Origin of the sequence: Curtobacterium sp. UNCCL20, assembly GCF_900101675.1 — a bacterium.
GTDB lineage: Bacteria > Actinomycetota > Actinomycetes > Actinomycetales > Microbacteriaceae > Curtobacterium.
On record NZ_FNKG01000002.1, the window covers coordinates 472,855 to 492,595 of the forward strand.

A 19,741-nucleotide genomic window follows, 5' to 3' on the forward strand; every position below is an offset into this window, starting at 1 on the left:
GACCATGCACGTCGTCATCATCGGCTCCGGCATCGCCGGGCTCACGGCTGCGATCCGGGCGAGCGCTCGACACGACGTCACCCTCGTCACGAAGGGTGCGCTCGCCGACAGCGCGACCGCGTACGCCCAGGGCGGCGTCGCGGTCGCGCTCGGCGCGGACGACACGTCGTCGCTGCACCAGGCGGACACCCACGTCGCCGCGGCGGGCAGCGCCGACGCCCGCGCCGTCGAGGTGCTCTGCACGGACGGCCCGGCACGGGTCCGGGACCTGCTCGCCCTCGGCGTCCCCTTCGACCGGACGACCGACCCGTCGAGCCTCGACCGGTACGGCGACGACCTGGCACGCGGTCGCGAGGCCGCGCACGGGCGCTGGCGGGTCGTGCACGCGGACGGCGACGCCACCGGAGCGGCGATCGAGCGCACCCTGATCGGCGCGCTGCACCGTCGGCACGTCACCATCCTCGAGCGCACCTGCCTCACCGACCTGGTGGTGCAGGGCGGTGCCGTCGTCGGGGTCGACGTCCTCGATCTCCTCGGCGAACCCCGCCGGCTCGCCGCCGACGCGGTCGTGCTCGCCTCCGGCGGTGCCGGACACCTCTACCGCGAGACCACGAACCCGCTCGTCGCGACGGGCGACGGGGTCGCCGCCGCCTGGCGGGCCGGTGCCGTGGTCGCCGACCTCGAGTTCGTGCAGTTCCACCCGACACGCCTCGCGGTGCCCGGTGGGGGACTGGTCTCCGAGGCCGTCCGTGGCGAGGGCGCCGTCCTCCGCGACGCGCGCGGACACCGGTTCATGCCCGCGGTGCACCCGGACGCCGAACTCGCACCGCGGGACGTCGTCGCCCGCGGCATCGCGAGCGCGGTGCGCAGCCAGGGTGGCGAACCCGTGCTGCTCGACGCGACCGCCCTGGATCCCGCGTTCCTCGTCCGACGGTTCCCCGGCCTCACCCGCGCGACCCGGGCCGCCGGCTTCGACTGGACCCGCGAAGGCGTCCCCGTCGCCCCCGCCGCGCACTACGCGATGGGCGGCGTCGCCACCGACGCCGAGGGGCGCACCAGCCTGCCCGGCCTCCTCGCGATCGGCGAGGTCGCCTGCACCGGCGTGCACGGCGCCAACCGCCTCGCGTCGAACTCCCTCCTCGAGGGACTCGTCTTCGCGGTCCGCGCCGCGGACGCACTCGACGCACCCCGACCCGGCCTCCTCCGCCTGCGCGGTGACGCGGGCCTCCACGTCACCACCGTGCCGCGTGCGGCCGACGTGATCCGCGCCTCCCGGGAGCCACTGCCTGGAGGCACGGATCACCGCACCGGCGCACCGGACGTCCGTCAGGCGGTCCAGTCCGTCATGACCGACCGCGTCGGACTGCTCCGCGACGCGGACGGGCTCGCCGGCGCACGCCGCGAACTCGCCGCGCTGACGCCGCCGGAGCCGGTCGGCGTGCAGGACCACGAGGACCGCGCCCTCCTCGACCTCGCCCGGATCACGGCGCTCGCCGCCGAGACCCGCACCGAGTCCCGTGGCGCCCACGCGCGCACCGACCACCCCGACACCGACCCCACCGCACCCGCGTCGTACGCGTGGGTCGCGCAGCACGCAGCCGTCCCGCAGGAGGTACCCGCATGACCGTCGACCCCGGCACCATCCCGCCGCACGCCCTCCGTCGGGTGATCGAGACCGCGCTCGAGGAGGACGCGCCCTGGGGCGACGTCACGAGCGAGACCCTCATCCCCGCCGACGCGACGGCGACCGCGACCCTCACGGCGCGCGAGCCGGGCGTGCTCAGCGGTGGCGGCGTGTTCGTCGCGGTCGTGCACGCCGTCGACCCCGCCGTCGTCGCCGAGCTCCACGTCGCGGACGGAACTCGGTTCGCCGCCGGGGACGTCCTCGCCACCGTCACCGGTTCCGCCCGGTCCGTGCTCCGCGCCGAGCGGGTGGCGCTGAACCTGGCGCAGCGGATGTCCGGCATCGCGACCGCCACCGCCCGCTACGTCGCCGCCGTCGCGGGCACGCGCGCCCGGGTGGTCGACACCCGCAAGACGACGCCCGGACTCCGCGCGCTCGAGCGCTACGCGGTGCGGTGCGGCGGCGGACACAACCACCGGACCTCGCTGTCCGACGCGGTGCTCGCGAAGGACAACCACCTCGCCGTGCTGCTGGCCGGCGGCATCTCCATCGGGGACGCCATCAGCGCTGCCCGGGCCCGGCTCGGACACACCGTGCACGTCGAGGTCGAGGTGGACCGCATCGACCAGATCGAGCCGGTCGTCGCAGCCGGCGTCGACACGATCATGCTCGACAACTTCACGCCGTCGGAGCTCGAGGCCGGCGTCGCGCTCGTCGCCGGGCGCGCCCTCGTCGAGGCGTCGGGCGGCGTGTCGCTCGACACCGTCGCCGCGATCGCCGCCACCGGGGTCGACGTCATCTCGGTGGGCGCGCTGACGCACTCGGCACGGGCGCTCGACCTCGGGCTCGACATCGACGTCGCGGTCTGACCGGCCCGCGACCGTGTTCTACCTCGACCGGGCCGCCACCACCCCCGTCCGCCGTGAGGTGCTCGAGGCGATGTGGCCGTACCTGACCGGCACCTTCGGCAACCCGTCCTCGACGCACGCGGTCGGCGACGCGGCTGCCCGGGGCCTCGCCGACGCCCGGGCGACCGTCGCGGGCGTGCTCGGGTGCCGACCGGCCGAGGTCGTGTTCACCACCGGTGGGACCGAGGGCGCCAACACCGCCGTGAAGGGCATCGCCCTCGCGACGCCGCGGGGTCGGCACGTGGTCACGAGCGCCATCGAGCACGAGGCCGTGCTGGAGAGCTGCCGGTACCTGGAGCGCTTCCACGGCTTCGACGTCACCGTCCTGCCCGTCGACCCGGACGGGCTGGTCGACCCCTCGACGCTCCGGGCTGCCCTGCGGCCGGACACCACGCTCGTCTCGATCGCGCACGCCGACAACGAGATCGGCACCGTGCAGGACGTCCGGGCGCTCGCCGCCGTCGCGCACGAGGTCGGGGCACGGTTCCACACCGACGCCGTGCAGTCCGCGCCGTGGCTCCCGGTGGGACTCGACGTGCTCGGTGTCGACGCGCTCTCGCTGTCGGGGCACAAGCTCGGGGCGCCGAAGGGCACCGGGGTGCTCGCCGTCCGGGCCGGGGTACAACTCGAGCCCCTGCTGCACGGTGGGGGACAGGAGCGCGGTCGGCGGTCGGGCACCGAGGACGTCGCCGGTGCCGTGGCCGTCGCGACCGCGTTCGCGCTGGTCGCCGCTGGCCGCGACGACGCTGCCGCGACGGCGACCGGCACCCGGGACGCCGTGATCGACGGTGTGCTGCAGACGGTCCCCGGATCGTTCGTCACCGGGTCCCGTGCGTCCCGGTTACCGGGGCACGCCTCCTTCTGCTTCCCCGGGATCAACGGGGAGACGGTGCTGCTGGAGCTGGAACAGCGGGACGTGGTGTCCTCGTCGGGGAGCGCCTGTGCGGCCGGCAGCACCGAGGCGTCGCACGTCCTCACCGCCCTCGGACTGTCGGACGACGTCGCCCGGACGGCACTGCGGCTGACGTTCGACGCCGGGCTGGCACCGGCCGACGTGCCGGTCGTCGTGCAGGCCGTGGCGGACGCGGTCGCGGTGGTCCGGACACTCGGCTGACCCCGGATCGCGATGCTTCAGGTGTACTAGACGTTCTACTCCATGAGTGGGGTCGTGTCCCCCCTTCTGCGGACCGGAGAAGTGCGCAAGAGTGTTCACATGGCAAACGCGATCACGACTCGGGCTCGGCAGGAGGACCACTTCCGGGCGGTCCAGCTCCTCCCCGCACCCGCGACCGTCGTCGCGCTCGTCCTCGCCGCCCAGCACGACCTCGGCACCGCCCCGCTCGGGCTGATCGCCGTCGTCGGAGCCCTGGCGACGATCGGGAGCGCCCTGCTCCCCATGGTCCGCCCCGCGGCGGCCCGACGGTCGATGCCCGCACCGACCGAGACAGACCGGTACCGAGAGGACACCGAACACCCTTGAGGACCAGCACCGACGGGTCCGTCCCCCTGCGGGCCCGTCGGTGCACCGAGCCGGACGCCATCCCCTGAAGTGCGTCCGGCGCGGGACACGACGGCCCCTGATCCGTCGTGTCCCGCAGCACCTGTGACCCGTCGTGGGCGCGGGCACCGCATCCCCCTGCGCGGCGTCCGGCCCCCCATTGCCCACGGCGGGTCCCGGTGCGCTGCGTTACGGTGTGGCGGTGCCCTCGTACCGCGTGACCCTGGCCGTCGGAGCACTCGCTCCCGGCACGGCTCCCGACGCCGTCCTGCCCGAGGCCGCGCGCCTCGTCGGTGAACTCACCGTGGTCGAGGCGAAGGACGTCCAGCTGCTCCGCGGGGTGCCCTGCGTCGTCGTCCGGTACGAAGCGCCGACGGACGAGATCGCCGAGGCCGTCGCCGAGCACACCGTGGACGGGTTCGCGCGGGTCGCCTCGGTCCGGTCGTCGGCCGTCACCCGGCGTGACGGCGGTCGCTGGACACCGGTGGTGTGACCGTCCCCGGCCACACGTAGTCGAGGTCGTCCGGCACGTCCGGGAACAGCGGTCGGTAGTGCTCCGGCGCCTTCTGCACGAGCTTCGAGCGGTGCGAGCGGTGCACCGCCTCGTCGTCGTTCCAGGGCGGCACCGGGTAGTCGCCGCGCTCGTACGCCTCGAGGTCCTCCGGTACCAGCCCGAGGTCCGCCAGGGTCTTGCCGAGACAGGTGTCCGCGTGGCCGCGCGCGGTCCACACCCGGCACGTGGCGTCCTGGTACGCCATCAGTGCCGGCCGGTACCCGCGCCACATCGCGACCACGGGGTGGTGCTGCCAGCCGTAGTCCGGCAGGGTCAGCGCCCGCATCACCTGCAGTGTCTCGACCCGTTGCTTGCCGAGCCGCCGGTCGTCCAGCACCTCGGCCGAGGCGCGGAAGTCCGGGTACGGCAGGAACGTCTGCATGCGGTGGACGGTACGCCGTGGCGCAGGCACCCGACACATGTCGTCACAACCGAGCCGTCCGTCCGGCGGACGTGTGAGCATCGAGCGCATGAGCGGAGAACTCGTCGTCGGTGTCAGCGGCAGCCCCTCGGACCCCTCGCGGACGTCCACCCTGGTGGCTGCGACCGTGGCGCGCCTCGGCCAGGAGATCGAGGGAGCGCGGACCGAGACCATCGAGATCGGGCCGCTGCTCGCCGACCTCGGCGCGGCGCCGTCCCGCGAGGCGATGTCCGAACGCACACGCCGCGCGCTCGAGACCGTCGAGGCGGCGGACGTCCTCGTCGTCGGCAGCCCGGCCTTCCGTGCCGCGTACTCGGGCGCGTTCAAGCTGTTCTTCGACTGGATCGGGCAGTACGACCTGGTGGACACCCCGGTGCTCCTGACCGCGACGGGTGGGAGTGATCGGCACGCGCTGCTCGTCGAGCACCAGATGCGGCCGCTGTTCGGCTTCTTCCAGTCGACCACGCTGCCCATCGGCGTCTTCGGGAACGAGCGCGACTTCACCAAGCGCGAGGGCGGCTACGACATCGCGAACGTGGACCTCGAGCTCCGCATCGACCAGGCCGTGCTCCGGGCGCTGCCCCTCATCCGTGGCGGGTTCGCCACCGCCGGCGCCGCCGACGTGCGTCGTCCCGCCGAGTTCTGACCCGCGTCGGGCCCGCCCGGCAGCGGCCCGGGGCGCGACCCGGTGACGGCCCGGAGGCGCGCGACGGCGCCGCCACGCGCCTCCAGGCCGACGCGACTCAGCCGAGCAGGGACGCGACGTGCGCGACCGCCAGCCGGTACCCGTCCGGGCCGGCGCCCGCGATGACCGCGGTCGCCGCCGTGGCCACGTGGTCGACGTGCCGGAACGGCTCCCGCTTCCACGTGTTCGACAGGTGCACCTCGACGACGGGCACCATCAGCGCCTCGACTGCGTCGTGGAGTGCCACCGAGGTGTGCGCGTAGGCAGCGGGGTTGATGACGACCGCCGCGAAGTCGTCGAGCGCCTCGTGCAGCCACTCGACGAGCTCACCCTCGCGGTTGGTCTGCCGGAAGTCGGCGTCGAGCCCGTGCACCGCCGCCTCGGTGTGCACGATCGCCTCGAGCTCGGCGAGCGTCACCGAGCCGTACTGCTCCGGGTCGCGGCGGCCGAGGATGTCGAGGTTCGGGCCGTTGAGGACGAGGATGCGCGACTGCTCGGTCATGCTGCGAGCCTAGCGAGCGCCCTGGACGCGATGCCGGACCGCGATGCATACCTCGGCTATGTGAACGGTCACAAATCGGTGTAACGTCTTCGTCCGGGTCGGCAGAGTTGTCGACTGCAACACATCGACGGAGAGTGTCAATGGTTCTCGCGGCAGCGAACAACGGGATCCGGCTCGACTTGGGCTGGGTCGACTACGTGATGGTCATCGTGTACTTCGCGGTGGTCATCGGCATCGGGTTCACGGCTCGGCGGCAGGTCCGCACGAGCATGGACTTCTTCCTGTCCGGCCGGTCCATGCCGGCGTGGATCACGGGTCTGGCCTTCGTGTCGGCGAACCTCGGCGCGACCGAGATCCTCGGCATGGCGGCGAACGGTGCCCAGATCGGCATGGCCACCTTGCACTACTACCTCGTCGGCGCGGTGCCGGCGATGGTGTTCCTCGGGCTCGTGATGATGCCCTTCTACTACGGCTCCAAGGTCCGATCCGTGCCGGAGTTCATGCTCCGCCGGTTCGGCAAGGCCCCGCACCTGGTGAACTCGATCGCGTTCGCGGTGTCGAACGTCCTCATCGCCGGCATCAACCTGTACGCGATGGCGATCGTCATCGAGGCCATGCTCGGCTGGCCGGAGTGGCTCGCGATCATCGTCTCCGCGGGCTTCGTCCTCGTCTACATCACCCTCGGCGGACTCTCGAGCGCGATCTACAACGAGGTCATGCAGTTCTTCGTGATCATCGCCGGGCTCATCCCGCTGACGATCGTCGGCCTCCACCGCGTCGGCGGCTGGGACGGCCTCACGAAGGCCATCACGAAGACCCAGGGTGTCCAGCACCTGCAGGCCTGGGCCGGCACCGGCTTCGGCGACGTGACGAACCCGATCGGGGCGAACTGGCTCGCCATCGTGCTCGGCCTCGGGTTCGTGCTCGGCTTCGGCTACTGGACCACCAACTTCACCGAGGTGCAGCGCGCGTTCTCGGCGAAGAACATGTCCGCCGCCCGCCGCACCCCGCTCATCGCCGCGATCCCGAAGCTCTTCATCCCGGCCATCGTCGTCATCCCCGGCCTCATCGCCGCGGCCGTCGTCGGCAACCAGTTCGCCGACGGCTCGCTGACCTACAACGACGCGATCCCGAAGCTCATCCAGATGTACCTGCCGACCGGTGTGCTCGGCATCGCGGTGACGGGCCTCCTCGCCTCGTTCATGGCGGGCATGGCCGCGAACGTCTCCTCGTTCAACACCGTCTTCACCTACGACATCTGGCAGCGCTACATCAAGTCGAACATGCCCGACCTGCACTACCTGAAGACGGGCCGCTGGGTCACCGTCGCCGGCGTCCTGATCGGCGTCGCGACCGCGTTCATCGCCGCGCAGGCGTCGAACATCATGACGTACATGCAGACGCTGTTCTCGTTCTTCAACGCGCCGCTGTTCGCCGTGTTCATCCTCGGGCTGCTCTGGAAGCGGATGACCACCCAGGGCGCGCTTTGGGGCTACATCTTGGGCATCGTCACGCCGACGATCACCTGGATCGCGTACCTCGTCAACCCGAAGCTGTTCGCCACCGCGACCGCCGAGACCCTGTACGGCGCGATCATCTCGTTCGTCACCGTCCTCGTCGTCGGGTTCGTCGTGTCGATGGTCACGAAGCCGAAGCCCGAGAAGGAGCTCGGCGGCCTCGTCTACGGCATCGGCAAGATCGACCTGCACGGCGACTCCGTCGCGACGGACACCGCCTGGTACCGCTCGCCGGCGCTGCTCGGCACCGTGGCGCTCGTGCTCTGCGTCGTCCTCTACCTGCCGTTCCTCTGATCCGCTGCGCTCTGAAGGAGATCACCACTCATGCGTGACACCACCACCCTGACCGAGGAGCAGCAGGCGCTCGTCCGCTCCACCCGACGCCTCGACCTGCGTCGCATCCTCGGTGGACTGTTCGTGCTCTACGGCATCATCACGACCATCGTCGGCATCGTGCACTGGGACACCGACCCCGAGAAGACCGGCGGCATCCACATCAACCTGTGGGTGGGGCTGTCGATGCTCGTCGGCGGGCTGCTGTTCTTCCTCTGGGACCGGCTGAACCCGGTCCCGGCGGAGGACATCATCGGCCAGGCCGAGGCCGAGGAGCACCAGAAGGCCGCCGGCGAGGGGCGCGAGCTGGCCTGACGTCCGCCCGCGCCCGGTTCCGGTGCGCCGAGGTTCCCCGGTTCCGACCCGGAACGACGAAGCCGCTGTCGTACGACAGCGGCTTCGTCGTTCGGGCCCCGTGTCGCGCGTCCGTCTCGGTTCGGTACCGCGGGGGAACGGTTGCGGTGGGGCGCGGGGAAGGCCAGGTTGGTCCCGAGGAAAGGACCTCCCCATGGACACGATGGTCTTCATCAACCTGCCCGTCGACGACCTCGACCGTTCGGTCGCGTTCTACCAGGAGCTCGGGTACTCGGTGAACCCGGCGTTCACCGACGAGACCGCGGCGTCGATCGTGATCAGCGACACGATCTACCTCATGCTGCTGACCAAGCCCAAGTTCGCCGAGTTCACCGACAAGACGATCGCCGGGCCCGACACGATCGAGGTGATCAACTCCCTCAGCGTCCCCTCCAAGGACGAGGTGCACCGGATCGTCGACGCGGCGGTCCTCGCGGGCGGCGACGAGGACCGACCGGCGATGGACCTCGGCTTCATGTACCAGCGGAGCTTCGCGGACCCGGACGGGCACCGCTGGGAGTACGTGTGGATGGACCCGCAGGCCGCCGAGGACGGACCGCACGAACAGTAGGACGTGTCGGTCGTGCCCACCATGATGAGAGGATGACCTCCGACCCCGTCGCCGCACCCGGACCCGATCTCGTCATCGGTCCGGACGGGCTGGCCAGGCCGCTGTGGGCGTCGAGCGACGAGCTGCTCCGGGACTACTACGACACCGAGTGGGGCATGCCCGTGCGGGACGAGCGCGGGGTGTTCGAACGGCTCTCGCTCGAGGCGTTCCAGTCCGGGCTGTCGTGGCGGACGATCCTCGCGAAACGGCCCGCGTTCCGCGCTGCCTTCGCTGACTTCGACGCCGACACCGTGGCGCGGTTCGGCGAGGACGACGTCGCGCGCCTGATGGGCGACGCGGGGATCGTCCGGAACCGGGCGAAGATCCTCGCGACCATCACGAACGCGAACGCGACGATCGCACTGCGCGAGGACGGTGGACTGGCGGAGTTCGTGTGGTCGTTCCGTCCGGCATCGACGCCTGAGCCGCGCTCCTCCGCCGAGGTCCCCACGAAGTCCGACGAATCGGTCGCACTGTCGAAGGCCCTGCGGAAGCGCGGGTTCGCCTTCGTGGGACCGACCACGATGTACGCCCTGATGGAGGCACTCGGCATCGTCGACACGCACCTGGTCGGCAGTCACCGACGAGCGACCTCCGGCGTCTGGGTCTGACCAGGACGGCACCGGCCGTGCGGGGCTAGTGTCACGCCATGAGCTCCGAGAACCCGCGCGTCCGCGCCGTCCACCCGGTCGATGCCCGCGTCGTGGAGGTCCCGATCGACACCGAGGTTCCGACAGCGGACCCCGGCGACGGCTCGGAACCGGTCACGCCGGAGCACGACCCGGACGAGATCCGGATCTCGTTCCTGCTGTTCCCGCACCTCACGCAGCTCGACCTGACGGGTCCGGCGCAGGTGCTCTCCCGCGTGCCAGGAGCCCGCGTCGAGTACGTCGCGGCGTCGCTCGACCCGGTGCCGAGCGACTGCGGTCTCGCGCTGGTGCCGACGGTGACCTTCGCCGATGCCGGCCCGGCGGACGTGCTCGTCGTGCCCGGCGGCGACGGCTCCTTCGACGCGATGCTCGATCCCGAGGTGATCGCGTTCGTCCGCCGCGAAGCCGAGCGAGCGACGTGGGTGACCTCGGTCTGCACGGGGGCGTTCGTCCTCGGTGCCGCCGGGCTGCTCGCCGGGAAGCGGGCGACGACGCACTGGGCGTCGAAGCCGATGCTCGCGGCCTTCGGGGCGCAGCCCGTGGAGGACCGGGTGGTGGACGACGGGGCGATCGTCACGGCTGCCGGTGTCAGTGCGGGCATCGACATGGCGCTCTGGCTGGCGTCCGAGCTGGCCGGTCAGCCCGCCGCCGAGGCGATCCAGCTGCAGATCGAGTACGACCCGCAGCCCCCGTTCGACGCGGGGTCGGCCGTGCGTGCGGACACCCGAGTGGTCACCGAGGCCCGGGTCGCGGCCGAGGACGCGCGGGGCGACCGGGTGGCGCGGGCAGCAGCCGCGGTCATCCGGTAGCCGCTCAGCGGTTGCCCTTCGAGCCGCGCTTCGGCTTGCCCTTCATCCCGCGCTGGGTGCGCCCGCGGCCGGTCGAGTTCTTCCCGCCGCCGCTCTTCGCCCCGGTGCCCTTGGTCGCACTGCGCTTGGCGACGGTCTTCCCGTTCGACGGCGCGGCCTTGCCCCCGGCGGTCTTGCCACTCGCGGTCTTGCCACCCGCGGTCTTGCCCGCAGCGGTCTTGCCGCCACCCGCCTTGGTGCTGCCACCCGACCCGCGTGCGCCGTCGTCGGCGTCGGGATCCGTGCCTCCTGGCTCGTCCGCAGCACCCCGCGAACTGTTGGCGGTGCGCCCACGCACCACGCCGATGAACTCCTCCGTCGTCTCGGAGGCGTCCTCGTCGCGCCAGACCAGCACGATCCGCGTGCCGGGCGCGTCGACGAGCTCCCGTGCGACGAGGTCCTTGCGGCTCGCCTTGCGGAAGAGGGACTGGGGGAGGACCGCCACGCCGACGTTCGCCTCGACGAGGTCGAGCGCCGCGTCGATGTCGGCGGGGACCGGCCCGGCGTCGACGACGTGCACGCCGGCGAGGTCCGCGTCGGTGACCTGGCGGTGATCGGCCAGCGGGGAGTCCTTCGGCATCGCGACGACGGCGGTCTCCGTCCACAGCGGGATGGCGTTGTGGGCGTCCGAGACGGGGAGGCGAGCGAAGACCATGTCGGCCTCTCCGGCGAGGGCGTCGTCCACCTCGTCCGAGCCGATCGGGCGGAGCGCGAGGTCGATCGAGGGGAAGCGTTCCCGCCAGACCCGTGCCCATTTGGCCGGGGACACCCCGGGCACGAAGGCGATGGTGAGGGCCGCGGTCATGCAAACGAGCATAGGGGCCGTACCCTTGTGTCCATGGCGCAGGAACAGACCATGAAGCCCGAGACGGCCGCGAAGAAGCTCGGCATCCTGCTGGCGGCGGCCCCGGAGACCTTCCGGGACGCGCCGATCAGCCGGACCGCGTTCGACGAACTCCGCACGGAACCCCCGACCTGGCTCGAGGACCTCCGCCGTGACGGACCGCACCCGCGACCCGTCGTGGCGCAGAAGCTCGGCGTGTCGATCTCGGGGCTGACCCGTGCGGGCATCGAGGAACCGTTGACGACGGCGGAGATCAAGACGCTGCTCGAGCAGAAGCCCGAGTGGCTCGTGCGTGAGCGTGCGACGCAGGCCGAGGTGCACGCCGAGAACGCCCGTGTGAAGCAGGAGCGCGCCGCGAAGGCCGCTGCTCGCGCCCAGGACTGACCCGACCCGGACCGATCCGGCACCAGGACGCACCGTGCACGAGACCGTCGCCGACGCCATGCTCGTCGTGCCGCAGTTCGCGTCGGTGTGCTGCATCGTCGGGGACCGGTACCGGCCGCGCCCGGGCGTGATCGTCCCGGCTGCGGTGATGCTCGTCGCGATGCTCATGCCCGTCGTCCACGCCGGTGCGGTGTGGACGCTGCTCGCCGCGACCCTGCTGCTGCTCCTCGCGCCGCTGCCCGTGATGCGTCGACGGCGCGCGGACGGTCGCCGCGCCGAACCGATGGACGTCCACCGTGCGCTGTCGGCCGTCGTGATGGCCGGGATGCTCCTGATGGGGCACGCCACGGGCCTCGCGGACGGCCACGCCGGGCACGGCATCGCGCTGACGGCGGTCCTCGGCGCCGGGGTGATCGGCTACTGCGCGTTCAGCGGCTGGCTGCTCCGCTCGGAATGGGCACGCGAGGACCGGCGGGCGATCCGGAGCGGCGAGGTCTTCGCGATGACGGTCGCCGTCGTCGGGATGACACTCGCCATGTAGCGCAGCTCGGCGCGCGCTCAGCGACCGACAGCCGTGTCGCCCGACGACGTCACCCGCTCCTTCGCGGCGTGGATCGTGTCCTTCGGCACCGGCGGCACGCCGCGGCGGATCCCGCGGATCCCGACCGCCAGCAGGACGGCGGTCACGATCGCGAAGACGCCGAACGTGATGCCAGCCGCGGCCCAGACCGGCAGCACGAGCGCGAGGAGGGCGACCGCGAAGCCGGCCAGCGCGACGAGGGTCGTCAGCGCGAAGCCGACGCCGACACCGGTGAGCACCAGGCCGGCCTTCGCACCGCTCACGCGGTCGCCGATCTCCTGACGAGCGGACGCCACCTCCTCGCGGACCGCGCGCAGGACCGGTTCCAGCGCCTTCTGCACCAGTCCGGCGGTGACGGTGTCGCGGAAGGACGGCTTGGCGGTCGGGGTGTCGTCGTGGTCGGGGGTCGTCATGGTCTGCTCCTGTCCGTGGCGCGGCGTTCCGCGCCCACCACCGTGACGCGGTCGGCGCGGTGATCGTCACACCATCCTCGCCCGTGTCCGGGCACCTCCCAGGATGGGCGAGGGCAGCGGCCGCTGCGGACGCCACCTGCTGGCGATCGAGCGGCGGCCCGCGTGGAGCGCGGACGGTGACGCGACCGCCTGGAGGCCCGCCGCGCGTCGACGACGCAGGACGGGCCTCCAGGGTGCGTTGCGTCCAGAACGGACGGCGACGGTCCGCCTACGGGGCGACCTCGTCGAGGTCGTCGATGCCGCGAGCGGCGGCCGCCGCTCGGCGGGCTCGCATCGAGGGGGCGACCAGAGCACCGACGACGGCGAGGACGGCGACCCCGGTGCAGGCCCAGAAGCCGATGGTGAACGCCTCGTCCGTCGGGAGGCCCTGCGGCGTGCTGTGCGAGGTGATCAGTGCCGCGATGACGGCGGTGCCGACGCTGGAGCCGATCGTGCGGACGACGGTGTTGGCGCTGATGGCCTCGCCGGTCTGGTTCGCCGGGACGCTCTCGATGATCGCGTTCGAGCAGGCGGCGAGGGCCATGCCGATGCCGACACCGGTGAGGACGCCCGACACGACGACCTGCCAGAGCTCGGCGTGGCTGATCGCCGGGATCACGAACGCGGCGACGATCGCGACCCCGCCGATGAGCATCGGCGGCTTCGGCCCGACCTTCCGGACGAGGATGCCGGCGATCGGTCCGGCGATGACCATCATCACGACGGTCGGCAGCAGGAAGAGGCCCGCCTGGGTGACGTCCTTGCCGAAGCCGTACCCGAGGGCGGTCGGCAGCTGCAGCAGGGTCGGGACGAGGACGAACGTGCCGAACATCGCGAAGCCGAAGACGAGGGCGACGACGTGGGCGGTCCAGACACCCCGCACGGCGAAGAGGCGGACGTCGATGAGGGGCTCGTCGACCCGGAGCTCGACGAACACGAAGGCGACGAGCGCGACGGCGCCGAGGGCGAGCAGGCCGATGGTCTTCACGTCGCCCCAGCCCCAGGTCTCGCCCTCACTGACGGCGAGCAGGATCGCCACGAGGGAGACACCGAGCACGAGGGTGCCCACCATGTCGAGGCGGCCGGGCTTCCGGACGGGCGACTCGGGCATGCCGAAGACCGCGCCGAGCAGGGCGATCACGACGAGCACGGCGGGCAACCAGAAGAGCCAGTGCCAGGACAGGTGCTCGACGATCGGTCCGGCGGCGACGATCCCGACGCCGGCGCCGATGCCGAAGATCGCGGAGAGCAGGCCGATCGTCACGCTGACCTTCTCCTTCGGGAGCTCGTCGCGGACGATCCCGATCGACAGCGGCATGACGGCACCCGCGGCGCCCTGCAGTGCGCGCCCGACGATGAGCGTGCCGAGGTTCGGCGCGAGGGCTGCGAGGACGGCACCGACGAGCAGGATCGAGAGCACGACGATGAGCACCTTGCGCTTGCCCACCATGTCGCCGAGGCGGCCGAGGATCGGCGTGAGCACGGACGCTGACAGCAGGTACGCGGTGAGCACCCAGCTGGTGGCGCTCGTGGACGCGCCGAGGTCCTGTCCGATGGTCGACAGTGCCGGGGCGACGAGCGACTGCAGCACCGCGAACGACAGGCCGCCGAGTGACAGGTAGACGATGATCGCCGTGCTGTTCGGCCGACGACCGTCGGTGGTGGGGTGGGACCCGGTCCGCGGGGTCTCCATGGTCTCGGTCATCGTGCTCCGTACGGTCGATGTAAACGCTTGCTGACTTGACGAGAGTACGCGGTTCTAGCCGCATGTCAACAATCGCTTACATTGCTGGCGGAGCCGGTACGCTTCGACCATGAGCAAGGACGCCGAGGCCACCCGCCTGCTGCTCGTGCAGGCTGCACGGCGGCGGTTCGCGTTCGACGGGTACCGGGCCACGACCGTCCGGCAGATCGCCGCGGACGCCGGGGTGAACGTGGCCCTCATCAACCGCTACTTCGTGTCGAAGGAAGGGCTGTTCCGGGCCTGCCTCGACCGGGTCGTGCGGGAGCTCGGCGCCGTCGAACGCCGCGAACCCGACCTCGAGCGCGCGCTGGGGGAGCTGATCGGCCACGCCGTGCGCTCGCCGACCGACGAGGACTCGCTGCACCTGATGCTGCTCCTGCGGTCGTCCGGCGACGACGGTGCCGATGCCATCCGCCGTGAGACCCTCCGTCGATACGCCGAACGGCTGGCCGCGGTCGTCGGGGGAGAGGCGACCGACGACCTGCTCGTCCGGGCGGAGATCGCGCTGTCCGTGGTGCTCGGGATGACGATGCTCCGGACCTCGACGCAGGTGGAGCCGCTCGCGTCCGCCGACCCTGACGCGCTGGCTCGTCCGCTGGAGGATGCCCTCCGCGCCCTCCTCGGCGGTGTGTCCCGACGCTGAGGTCCGCCGCGCGCGCACGACCCCGACCGCGGTAGCGTCGAGCCGTGTCCGAACGCCCCGTCCGCCGCCCCGATCCCGCCCCGCGCCTCGACGAGGTCGACGAGCGGATCCTCTGGACCCTCGCGGCCGACGCCCGGATCCCGAACAACCGGCTCGCCGCCGCCGTCGGCATCGCACCGTCGACGTGCCTGACGCGGGTGCGGGCGCTCGAGGACGCCGGCGTCATCCGGGGCTACCGCGCCGAGGTGGACGTCGCCCGGCTCGGGTTCGCGATCGAGGCGATGGTCTCCGTGCGGGTGCACGCTGCCGCTCGGCACGAGCTGCGGGACTTCGCGAAGCGCCTGCTGGCTGTGCCCGTCGTGCAGGACGTGTCGTTCCTGGCGGGGGACAAGGACTTCCTCGTGCACATCGCGTGCACCTCCACCGAGCAGCTCCGCGACTTCGTGGCGGACGAGCTCAGCGGGGATCCGTCGGTCGCCACGACGCAGACGAACATCGTGTTCGAGCGGCTCGTCGCCGACCGGGCGCACCAGGGGCGCTCGTTCGACGAACTCCGGCGCTGGCGCGCCTGACGCTCAGCGGGTCCGGGCCATCGGCAGGTGCGGGATGCCGTCCTCCACGAAGTCCTCGCCGGAGCGGGCGAAGCCGAACCGGGCGTACCACTGCTCGAGGTGCGCCTGGGCGTCGATCGCGATGCGCGGTGAGCGTGCCTCGTCGATGGCGGCCTGCATGAGCTGCGCCGCGAGGCCCTGCCCACGAGCGGCCTTCGCGGTGGCGACACGGCCGATGCGCTCGGTGCCGTCGTCCTCGCGGAGGAGCCGGAGCGTGGCGTCGACCGAACCCTGCCCGGCCCAGAACTGCACCGTGCCCGGCTCGAGGTCGCGGCCGTCGATGTCCGGGTACGCAGCCTGCTGCTCGACGACGAAGACGTCCTGCCGCAGTCGGAGGATCTCGTGCAGCGTGACGATGTCCAGATTGCGGGTCGGAGCGTTGAAGATCGAGACCACGATCGGCCTTTCCTGACGATTTGTTCCGAAACCAGGTGCGTTCCGGAACGGGGCGGGGTACCGTGCCGGTCAACCACTCTACGTGCGCAGCCGAGATCAGGAGGTGAGCGCATGGACCAGCCGTTGCGCGACCCCTGGCGCGCGGTGATCCGGTACGCCGTGTTCGGCCTCGGCGTCGCCGCAGCCCTCGTGCTGCTCACGCTGCTGCTCGGTGCCCGCCCTGCCTCCGCCGCGACACCAGCGCAGCCCGCGCCGGCCGCCCAGGCGCAGCAGCGCGGGCTCGTCGGTGGCCTCGTGCACGGCCTCGGAGACACCGTCCAGGGCGTCACGAGCGGCGTCGGCCACGTGGTCGGCGAGGTCGTCGAACCGGTCCGCACGGCGGTCCGGCCGGCGGCGCCCGCCCCGGCGGCTCCGGTTCCGGCAGTGCCCGCTCCGGCAGCACCGGCAGCGCCTGCCCCGGCCCACGCAGCGCCCGCCCCGAGGCCCGCAGCTCCGGCGCCGGCAGTACCCACCGCCTCCGTGCCGTCGAGCCCTGCTCCGACCCACTCGGCTCCTGCCCCGTCCACGTCGACGCCCGCTGTGCCCGCCGTCGCTCCGGCGGCCCCCGGCGCGAGCACGCCGAACGGTGCGACCAGCGCCGCGCCGGCCACGGGGCACACGGTGACCATCCCCGCGACGCACACGCCCGCGACGGCGGCGACCAGCTCCTCCAGGCCCGTCACCGACACGCTCGTGACCGTCCTGCGCCCCGTCACCGGCACCGTCCAGGCACTCACGGACGCCCGTCCGGTGACCGCCGTGGTCCACACGCTGGACCGGGTCGTCGGTTGCCTGCCGGTCCTCGGGACCGTCCTCGGTGACGACACGCTGGGCACCGTGACCCGACCCGTCACCGGCCTGGTCGACGATGCCCTCGGTGGGGTCGGCACGGCCGTCGGATCGGTCCCCGACATCGTCAGCGGACTCCCGCCCGCCGTCGGCGGCGTCCTGCCCGGAGGCACGGATCCCGTCGTCACCGCCCCCGTCGGCCCGGCGGTCGGCGGCTCCGGAGCCCCGCTCGGCCGGTCGACGTCAGCCGTCGGACAGGGCACGGGCGGCGTGGCCACCGGCTCGGGTCCGACGCTCGCCGCGTCCGCCCTCGCCTCGCGTCCGGCACCGCCGTCCGACGGCGCCGCGCACGTCCGCGGGTCGGTCACGGTGCTCGCCGGCGCTCCGGCCTCCGTCGCAGTCGGCACGGTGCAGGACGCCACGTTCGGCGGTCGCGCGCTCCTCGTCCCCACGGGGAACGGCGGCGGGCACGACGGCACCCCGTTCGACGGCACCGGTTCCGGTGTCCTCGGCGGCAGCGCCGCGGGCTCGGCCGGCTCGGCCGCAGCCGTCGGCATCGTCGGCGCCGCCGGCACCCAGGTCTCCCTCGCCGCGGGGTCACGCGGCACCCTCTCCGACGACGCCGTCCCCGCGTCGGTCGTCGGCGAGCACGACGTCGCTCCTGACTGAGATCGGTGCACCTGCCCAGCACGGCAGGACTGCACCACCGGCCGCCACCGCGGTCGGCAACCGATCTCGATCAGTGAGGAACGACCATGAACAAGTACGTCTCGAGAGGGCTGTGGTTCACCCTCTTCGTCGGCGGGCTGACGCTCGGAGGGGCGGTCGCTGCGAACGCGGCGACGACCTCCGGAGCTGACGGCACCGCGTCCGGCACCCAGGTGGCGCCGTCGATCCACGCTCCCGTCTCCGCCACCGGCAACGCGCTCGGTGTCCTCGGCGACGCGGTGTCGTCGGTGACCAGCGCCGCCGTCCCGGCAGCGCCCGCGGCCGCAGCGCCTGCACCCGCAGCTCCCGCGGCCGCAGCGCCCTCGACGACGGGAGCGAACGGGACGGCCTCCGGCACGCAGGTCGTGCCGGACGTCACCGCCCCCGTGCACGTCGGCGGCAACGCCATCGCCGTCGGCGGCGACGCTGCTGCGACAGCAGCACCCGCTGCCCCCGCGGCAACGTCCGCTCCGGCCCCAGCGGCCCCGGCGGCGGCCGCCCCGACCACGTCCGGCTCGGACGGACTCGCCTCGGGAACGCAGGTGGCCGGTGCCGTGACGGCGCCGATCACGGCCGCGGGCAACGCCGTCGCGGTCGGCGGAGACGCCGCCTCGACGGGGACGCCCGCCGCGCCCGCAGAATCGGCTCCGGCATCCTCGGCTCCGGCCGCTTCGGGACCGTCGACCTCGGGTTCGGACGGCACGGCATCGGGGACGCAGGTCGCCCCCGTCGTGTCCATCCCGGTGACGGTGTCCGGCAACGGCATCGGCCTCCTGGGTGACGGCACCTCGACCGCCACCGGGACCGGCTCCACCGGCACGACCACCCCGACCGCGGGCGGGACGACCTCCGGGTCGGACGGTGTCGCATCGGGGACGCAGGTCACCCCGGTGATCTCCGTCCCCGTCACGGTCTCGGGCAACGGGATCGGTCTCCTCGGTGACGGCACGTCGGCGAACACCGGCGCGACCGGCACCGGCACCGGCACGACCACGCCGACCGCGCCGACCGCGGGTGGCTCGACCTCCGGGTCGGACGGCATCGCCTCGGGCTCGCAGGTGTCCCCGGTGGTGTCGCTGCCGATCACGATCGGCGGGAACGGCATCGGCCTCGTCGGTGACGGCACCTCGACGAACACCGGAACGACCGGCACCGGCACCACCGGCGCGACCGCGCCGACCGCGGGTGGTTCGACCTCCGGGTCGGACGGCATCGCCTCGGGCTCGCAGGTGTCCCCGGTGGTGTCGCTGCCGATCACGATCGGCGGGAACGGCATCGGCCTCGTCGGTGACGGCACCTCGACGAACACCGGAACGACCGGCACCGGCACCACCGGCGCGACCACCCCGACCGCGGGTGGCTCGACCTCCGGGTCGGACGGCATCGGCTCCGGCACCCAGGTCGCGCCGGTGATCAGCCTCCCGATCACGATCGGCGGCAACGGGATCGGCATCGTCGGCGACGGGACCAGCACGACCACCACGCCGGGGACCGGTACCGACCCGGGCACCGGGACCGATCCGGGCACGGGGACCGACCCCGGCACCGGCACCGATCCGGGCACGGGGACCGACCCCGGCACCGGCACGGACCCCGGTACCGGGACCGACCCGGGGACGGGCACCGACCCCGGCGTCCCCGGGGCCGCGACCGGTGCGGGTGACGGCACCGTGCCCGTGACGGCGACCACCCCGTCCAGCGCGAGCGTCGCGGCGGTGGGGACCAGCGCCTCCCGGCCCGCCACCGTCCTCGCAGCGACCACCGCCGTCCCGGCGGCGGCCACCTCGAGCACCCAGCCGGCGCTCGCCTACACGGGAGCGAACTCGCCGGTCCTGCCGGCGGGCTTCGCCCTCCTCCTGCTCCTCGCTGGAGCAGGGACCCTGGTGCTGCGCAAGCGGCACTGATCCGGACCGGCCGGTGTCGTCTGTGCGGCACCGGCCACCATCGGTCGGAGGGGCACCGGATCAGGGTGCCCCTCCGACCCGCGCCCGCCGGGCGTGACGAGACGGCCCGTCTGGATGCGTGCTGGCGGTGACCTGGGAGTCGTC

The 19,741-nt window shown here is 72.8% G+C and carries 23 protein-coding genes; 17 read left to right on the forward strand and 6 right to left on the reverse strand.

Annotated elements, in window-relative coordinates:
• Window positions 1-4: 4 nt before the first annotated feature.
• The 5 genes from nadB (at window position 5) to BLT36_RS11580 (ending at window position 4,523) form a co-directional block, all read left to right on the forward strand.
• The gene (nadB, locus tag BLT36_RS11560; RefSeq protein WP_092095288.1) at window positions 5-1,624 is read left to right on the forward strand and encodes an L-aspartate oxidase; all 1,620 of its coding nucleotides are present in this window, start codon (window positions 5-7) and stop codon (window positions 1,622-1,624) included.
• On the forward strand, window positions 1,621-2,493 hold the full coding sequence (nadC, locus tag BLT36_RS11565) for a carboxylating nicotinate-nucleotide diphosphorylase (protein ID WP_092095290.1): 873 nt from the start codon (window positions 1,621-1,623) through the stop codon (window positions 2,491-2,493). The genes nadB and nadC overlap by 4 nt, the downstream gene beginning before the upstream one ends.
• Window positions 2,494-2,506: 13 nt before the next feature.
• Window positions 2,507-3,646: a cysteine desulfurase family protein gene (locus BLT36_RS11570; protein WP_092095291.1), complete on the forward strand. Its 1,140-nt coding sequence runs from the start codon at window positions 2,507-2,509 to the stop codon at window positions 3,644-3,646.
• 99 nt (window positions 3,647-3,745) lie between these two features.
• The gene (locus tag BLT36_RS11575) at window positions 3,746-4,012 is read left to right on the forward strand and encodes a hypothetical protein (protein WP_092095293.1); all 267 of its coding nucleotides are present in this window, start codon (window positions 3,746-3,748) and stop codon (window positions 4,010-4,012) included.
• A 220-nt stretch (window positions 4,013-4,232) separates the two neighbouring features.
• Window positions 4,233-4,523, forward strand: coding sequence for a hypothetical protein (locus BLT36_RS11580; RefSeq protein ID WP_139166447.1), 291 nt, complete (start codon window positions 4,233-4,235; stop codon window positions 4,521-4,523).
• On the opposite strand, the gene BLT36_RS11585 is transcribed toward BLT36_RS11580, so the two are convergent.
• Entirely contained in the window at window positions 4,483-4,965 is a 483-nt protein-coding gene (locus BLT36_RS11585) for an MSMEG_6728 family protein (RefSeq protein ID WP_092095296.1), read from the reverse strand. The two genes, BLT36_RS11580 and BLT36_RS11585, sit on opposite strands and share 41 nt — an antisense overlap.
• Before the next feature lie 88 nt (window positions 4,966-5,053).
• Between BLT36_RS11585 and BLT36_RS11590 the strand changes: the two genes are divergently transcribed.
• Entirely contained in the window at window positions 5,054-5,650 is a 597-nt protein-coding gene (locus BLT36_RS11590) for an NAD(P)H-dependent oxidoreductase (RefSeq protein WP_175529614.1), read from the forward strand.
• 97 nt (window positions 5,651-5,747) lie between these two features.
• Here the strand turns inward: BLT36_RS11590 and aroQ are convergent, their stop codons facing one another.
• A complete protein-coding gene (gene aroQ, locus BLT36_RS11595) occupies window positions 5,748-6,191 on the reverse strand; it encodes a type II 3-dehydroquinate dehydratase (RefSeq protein WP_092095300.1) in 444 nt (147 codons plus the stop codon).
• A gap of 140 nt (window positions 6,192-6,331) precedes the next feature.
• Between aroQ and BLT36_RS11600 the strand changes: the two genes are divergently transcribed.
• The 5 genes from BLT36_RS11600 (at window position 6,332) to BLT36_RS11620 (ending at window position 10,464) form a co-directional block, all read left to right on the forward strand.
• Entirely contained in the window at window positions 6,332-8,002 is a 1,671-nt protein-coding gene (locus BLT36_RS11600; RefSeq protein WP_092095302.1) for a sodium:solute symporter family protein, read from the forward strand.
• 30 nt (window positions 8,003-8,032) lie between these two features.
• Window positions 8,033-8,356 (forward strand): hypothetical protein, encoded by a 324-nt coding sequence (locus tag BLT36_RS11605; protein WP_092095304.1) that lies wholly within the window; start codon window positions 8,033-8,035, stop codon window positions 8,354-8,356.
• Window positions 8,357-8,549: 193 nt separating this feature from the next.
• On the forward strand, window positions 8,550-8,966 hold the full coding sequence (locus BLT36_RS11610; RefSeq protein WP_092095307.1) for a VOC family protein: 417 nt from the start codon (window positions 8,550-8,552) through the stop codon (window positions 8,964-8,966).
• 32 nt (window positions 8,967-8,998) lie between these two features.
• Window positions 8,999-9,616, forward strand: a complete 618-nt coding sequence (locus tag BLT36_RS11615; RefSeq protein WP_092095309.1) for a DNA-3-methyladenine glycosylase I — start codon at window positions 8,999-9,001, stop codon at window positions 9,614-9,616.
• 38 nt (window positions 9,617-9,654) lie between these two features.
• The gene (locus BLT36_RS11620) at window positions 9,655-10,464 is read left to right on the forward strand and encodes a DJ-1/PfpI family protein (protein WP_092095311.1); all 810 of its coding nucleotides are present in this window, start codon (window positions 9,655-9,657) and stop codon (window positions 10,462-10,464) included.
• Between the two features lie 4 nt (window positions 10,465-10,468).
• Here the strand turns inward: BLT36_RS11620 and BLT36_RS11625 are convergent, their stop codons facing one another.
• Window positions 10,469-11,308, reverse strand: coding sequence for a LysR family transcriptional regulator substrate-binding protein (locus tag BLT36_RS11625; protein WP_175529615.1), 840 nt, complete (start codon window positions 11,306-11,308; stop codon window positions 10,469-10,471).
• 33 nt (window positions 11,309-11,341) lie between these two features.
• On the opposite strand from BLT36_RS11625, the gene BLT36_RS11630 reads away from it, so the two are divergent.
• Both BLT36_RS11630 and BLT36_RS11635 read left to right on the forward strand, forming a co-directional pair.
• Window positions 11,342-11,731: a DUF5997 family protein gene (locus BLT36_RS11630; protein ID WP_092095314.1), complete on the forward strand. Its 390-nt coding sequence runs from the start codon at window positions 11,342-11,344 to the stop codon at window positions 11,729-11,731.
• 34 nt (window positions 11,732-11,765) lie between these two features.
• On the forward strand, window positions 11,766-12,272 hold the full coding sequence (locus tag BLT36_RS11635; RefSeq protein WP_092095315.1) for a hypothetical protein: 507 nt from the start codon (window positions 11,766-11,768) through the stop codon (window positions 12,270-12,272).
• Between the two features lie 17 nt (window positions 12,273-12,289).
• Here BLT36_RS11635 and BLT36_RS11640 read toward each other — a convergent pair whose 3' ends face one another.
• Entirely contained in the window at window positions 12,290-12,724 is a 435-nt protein-coding gene (locus tag BLT36_RS11640; RefSeq protein ID WP_092095317.1) for a phage holin family protein, read from the reverse strand.
• 268 nt (window positions 12,725-12,992) lie between these two features.
• Window positions 12,993-14,468, reverse strand: coding sequence for an MFS transporter (locus BLT36_RS11645; protein WP_092095318.1), 1,476 nt, complete (start codon window positions 14,466-14,468; stop codon window positions 12,993-12,995).
• 109 nt (window positions 14,469-14,577) lie between these two features.
• Between BLT36_RS11645 and BLT36_RS11650 the strand changes: the two genes are divergently transcribed.
• Together BLT36_RS11650 and BLT36_RS11655 are read left to right on the forward strand one after the other, a co-directional pair.
• Window positions 14,578-15,150 carry a TetR/AcrR family transcriptional regulator gene (locus BLT36_RS11650; protein WP_092095320.1) on the forward strand — a complete coding sequence of 191 codons (573 nt, stop codon included), beginning with the start codon at window positions 14,578-14,580 and terminating at the stop codon, window positions 15,148-15,150.
• Between the two features lie 44 nt (window positions 15,151-15,194).
• The gene (locus tag BLT36_RS11655; RefSeq protein ID WP_092095321.1) at window positions 15,195-15,722 is read left to right on the forward strand and encodes an Lrp/AsnC family transcriptional regulator; all 528 of its coding nucleotides are present in this window, start codon (window positions 15,195-15,197) and stop codon (window positions 15,720-15,722) included.
• Window positions 15,723-15,725: 3 nt separating this feature from the next.
• On the opposite strand, the gene BLT36_RS11660 is transcribed toward BLT36_RS11655, so the two are convergent.
• Window positions 15,726-16,157 carry a GNAT family N-acetyltransferase gene (locus tag BLT36_RS11660; protein ID WP_092095323.1) on the reverse strand — a complete coding sequence of 144 codons (432 nt, stop codon included), beginning with the start codon at window positions 16,155-16,157 and terminating at the stop codon, window positions 15,726-15,728.
• 111 nt (window positions 16,158-16,268) lie between these two features.
• Between BLT36_RS11660 and BLT36_RS11665 the strand changes: the two genes are divergently transcribed.
• Window positions 16,269-17,654, forward strand: coding sequence for a hypothetical protein (locus tag BLT36_RS11665; RefSeq protein ID WP_092095324.1), 1,386 nt, complete (start codon window positions 16,269-16,271; stop codon window positions 17,652-17,654).
• 86 nt (window positions 17,655-17,740) lie between these two features.
• The gene (locus BLT36_RS11670) at window positions 17,741-19,597 is read left to right on the forward strand and encodes a DUF320 domain-containing protein (RefSeq protein ID WP_092095326.1); all 1,857 of its coding nucleotides are present in this window, start codon (window positions 17,741-17,743) and stop codon (window positions 19,595-19,597) included.
• The last annotated feature ends 144 nt before the right edge of the window (window positions 19,598-19,741 follow it).

Bases quoted from the DNA above. Each gene is read 5' to 3' on its own strand.
- nadB (WP_092095288.1), top strand. From the start codon at position 5: ATGCACGTCGTCATCATCGGCTCCGGCATCGCCGGGCTCACGGCTGCG.
- nadC (WP_092095290.1), top strand. From the start codon at position 1,621: ATGACCGTCGACCCCGGCACCATCCCGCCGCACGCCCTCCGTCGGGTG.
- BLT36_RS11575 (WP_092095293.1), top strand. From the start codon at position 3,746: ATGGCAAACGCGATCACGACTCGGGCTCGGCAGGAGGACCACTTCCGG.
- BLT36_RS11585 (WP_092095296.1), bottom strand. From the start codon at position 4,965: ATGCAGACGTTCCTGCCGTACCCGGACTTCCGCGCCTCGGCCGAGGTG.
- BLT36_RS11590 (WP_175529614.1), top strand. From the start codon at position 5,054: ATGAGCGGAGAACTCGTCGTCGGTGTCAGCGGCAGCCCCTCGGACCCC.
- aroQ (WP_092095300.1), bottom strand. From the start codon at position 6,191: ATGACCGAGCAGTCGCGCATCCTCGTCCTCAACGGCCCGAACCTCGAC.
- BLT36_RS11600 (WP_092095302.1), top strand. From the start codon at position 6,332: ATGGTTCTCGCGGCAGCGAACAACGGGATCCGGCTCGACTTGGGCTGG.
- BLT36_RS11605 (WP_092095304.1), top strand. From the start codon at position 8,033: ATGCGTGACACCACCACCCTGACCGAGGAGCAGCAGGCGCTCGTCCGC.
- BLT36_RS11610 (WP_092095307.1), top strand. From the start codon at position 8,550: ATGGACACGATGGTCTTCATCAACCTGCCCGTCGACGACCTCGACCGT.
- BLT36_RS11615 (WP_092095309.1), top strand. From the start codon at position 8,999: ATGACCTCCGACCCCGTCGCCGCACCCGGACCCGATCTCGTCATCGGT.
- BLT36_RS11620 (WP_092095311.1), top strand. From the start codon at position 9,655: ATGAGCTCCGAGAACCCGCGCGTCCGCGCCGTCCACCCGGTCGATGCC.
- BLT36_RS11625 (WP_175529615.1), bottom strand. From the start codon at position 11,308: ATGACCGCGGCCCTCACCATCGCCTTCGTGCCCGGGGTGTCCCCGGCC.
- BLT36_RS11630 (WP_092095314.1), top strand. From the start codon at position 11,342: ATGGCGCAGGAACAGACCATGAAGCCCGAGACGGCCGCGAAGAAGCTC.
- BLT36_RS11640 (WP_092095317.1), bottom strand. From the start codon at position 12,724: ATGACGACCCCCGACCACGACGACACCCCGACCGCCAAGCCGTCCTTC.
- BLT36_RS11645 (WP_092095318.1), bottom strand. From the start codon at position 14,468: ATGACCGAGACCATGGAGACCCCGCGGACCGGGTCCCACCCCACCACC.
- BLT36_RS11650 (WP_092095320.1), top strand. From the start codon at position 14,578: ATGAGCAAGGACGCCGAGGCCACCCGCCTGCTGCTCGTGCAGGCTGCA.
- BLT36_RS11665 (WP_092095324.1), top strand. From the start codon at position 16,269: ATGGACCAGCCGTTGCGCGACCCCTGGCGCGCGGTGATCCGGTACGCC.
- BLT36_RS11670 (WP_092095326.1), top strand. From the start codon at position 17,741: ATGAACAAGTACGTCTCGAGAGGGCTGTGGTTCACCCTCTTCGTCGGC.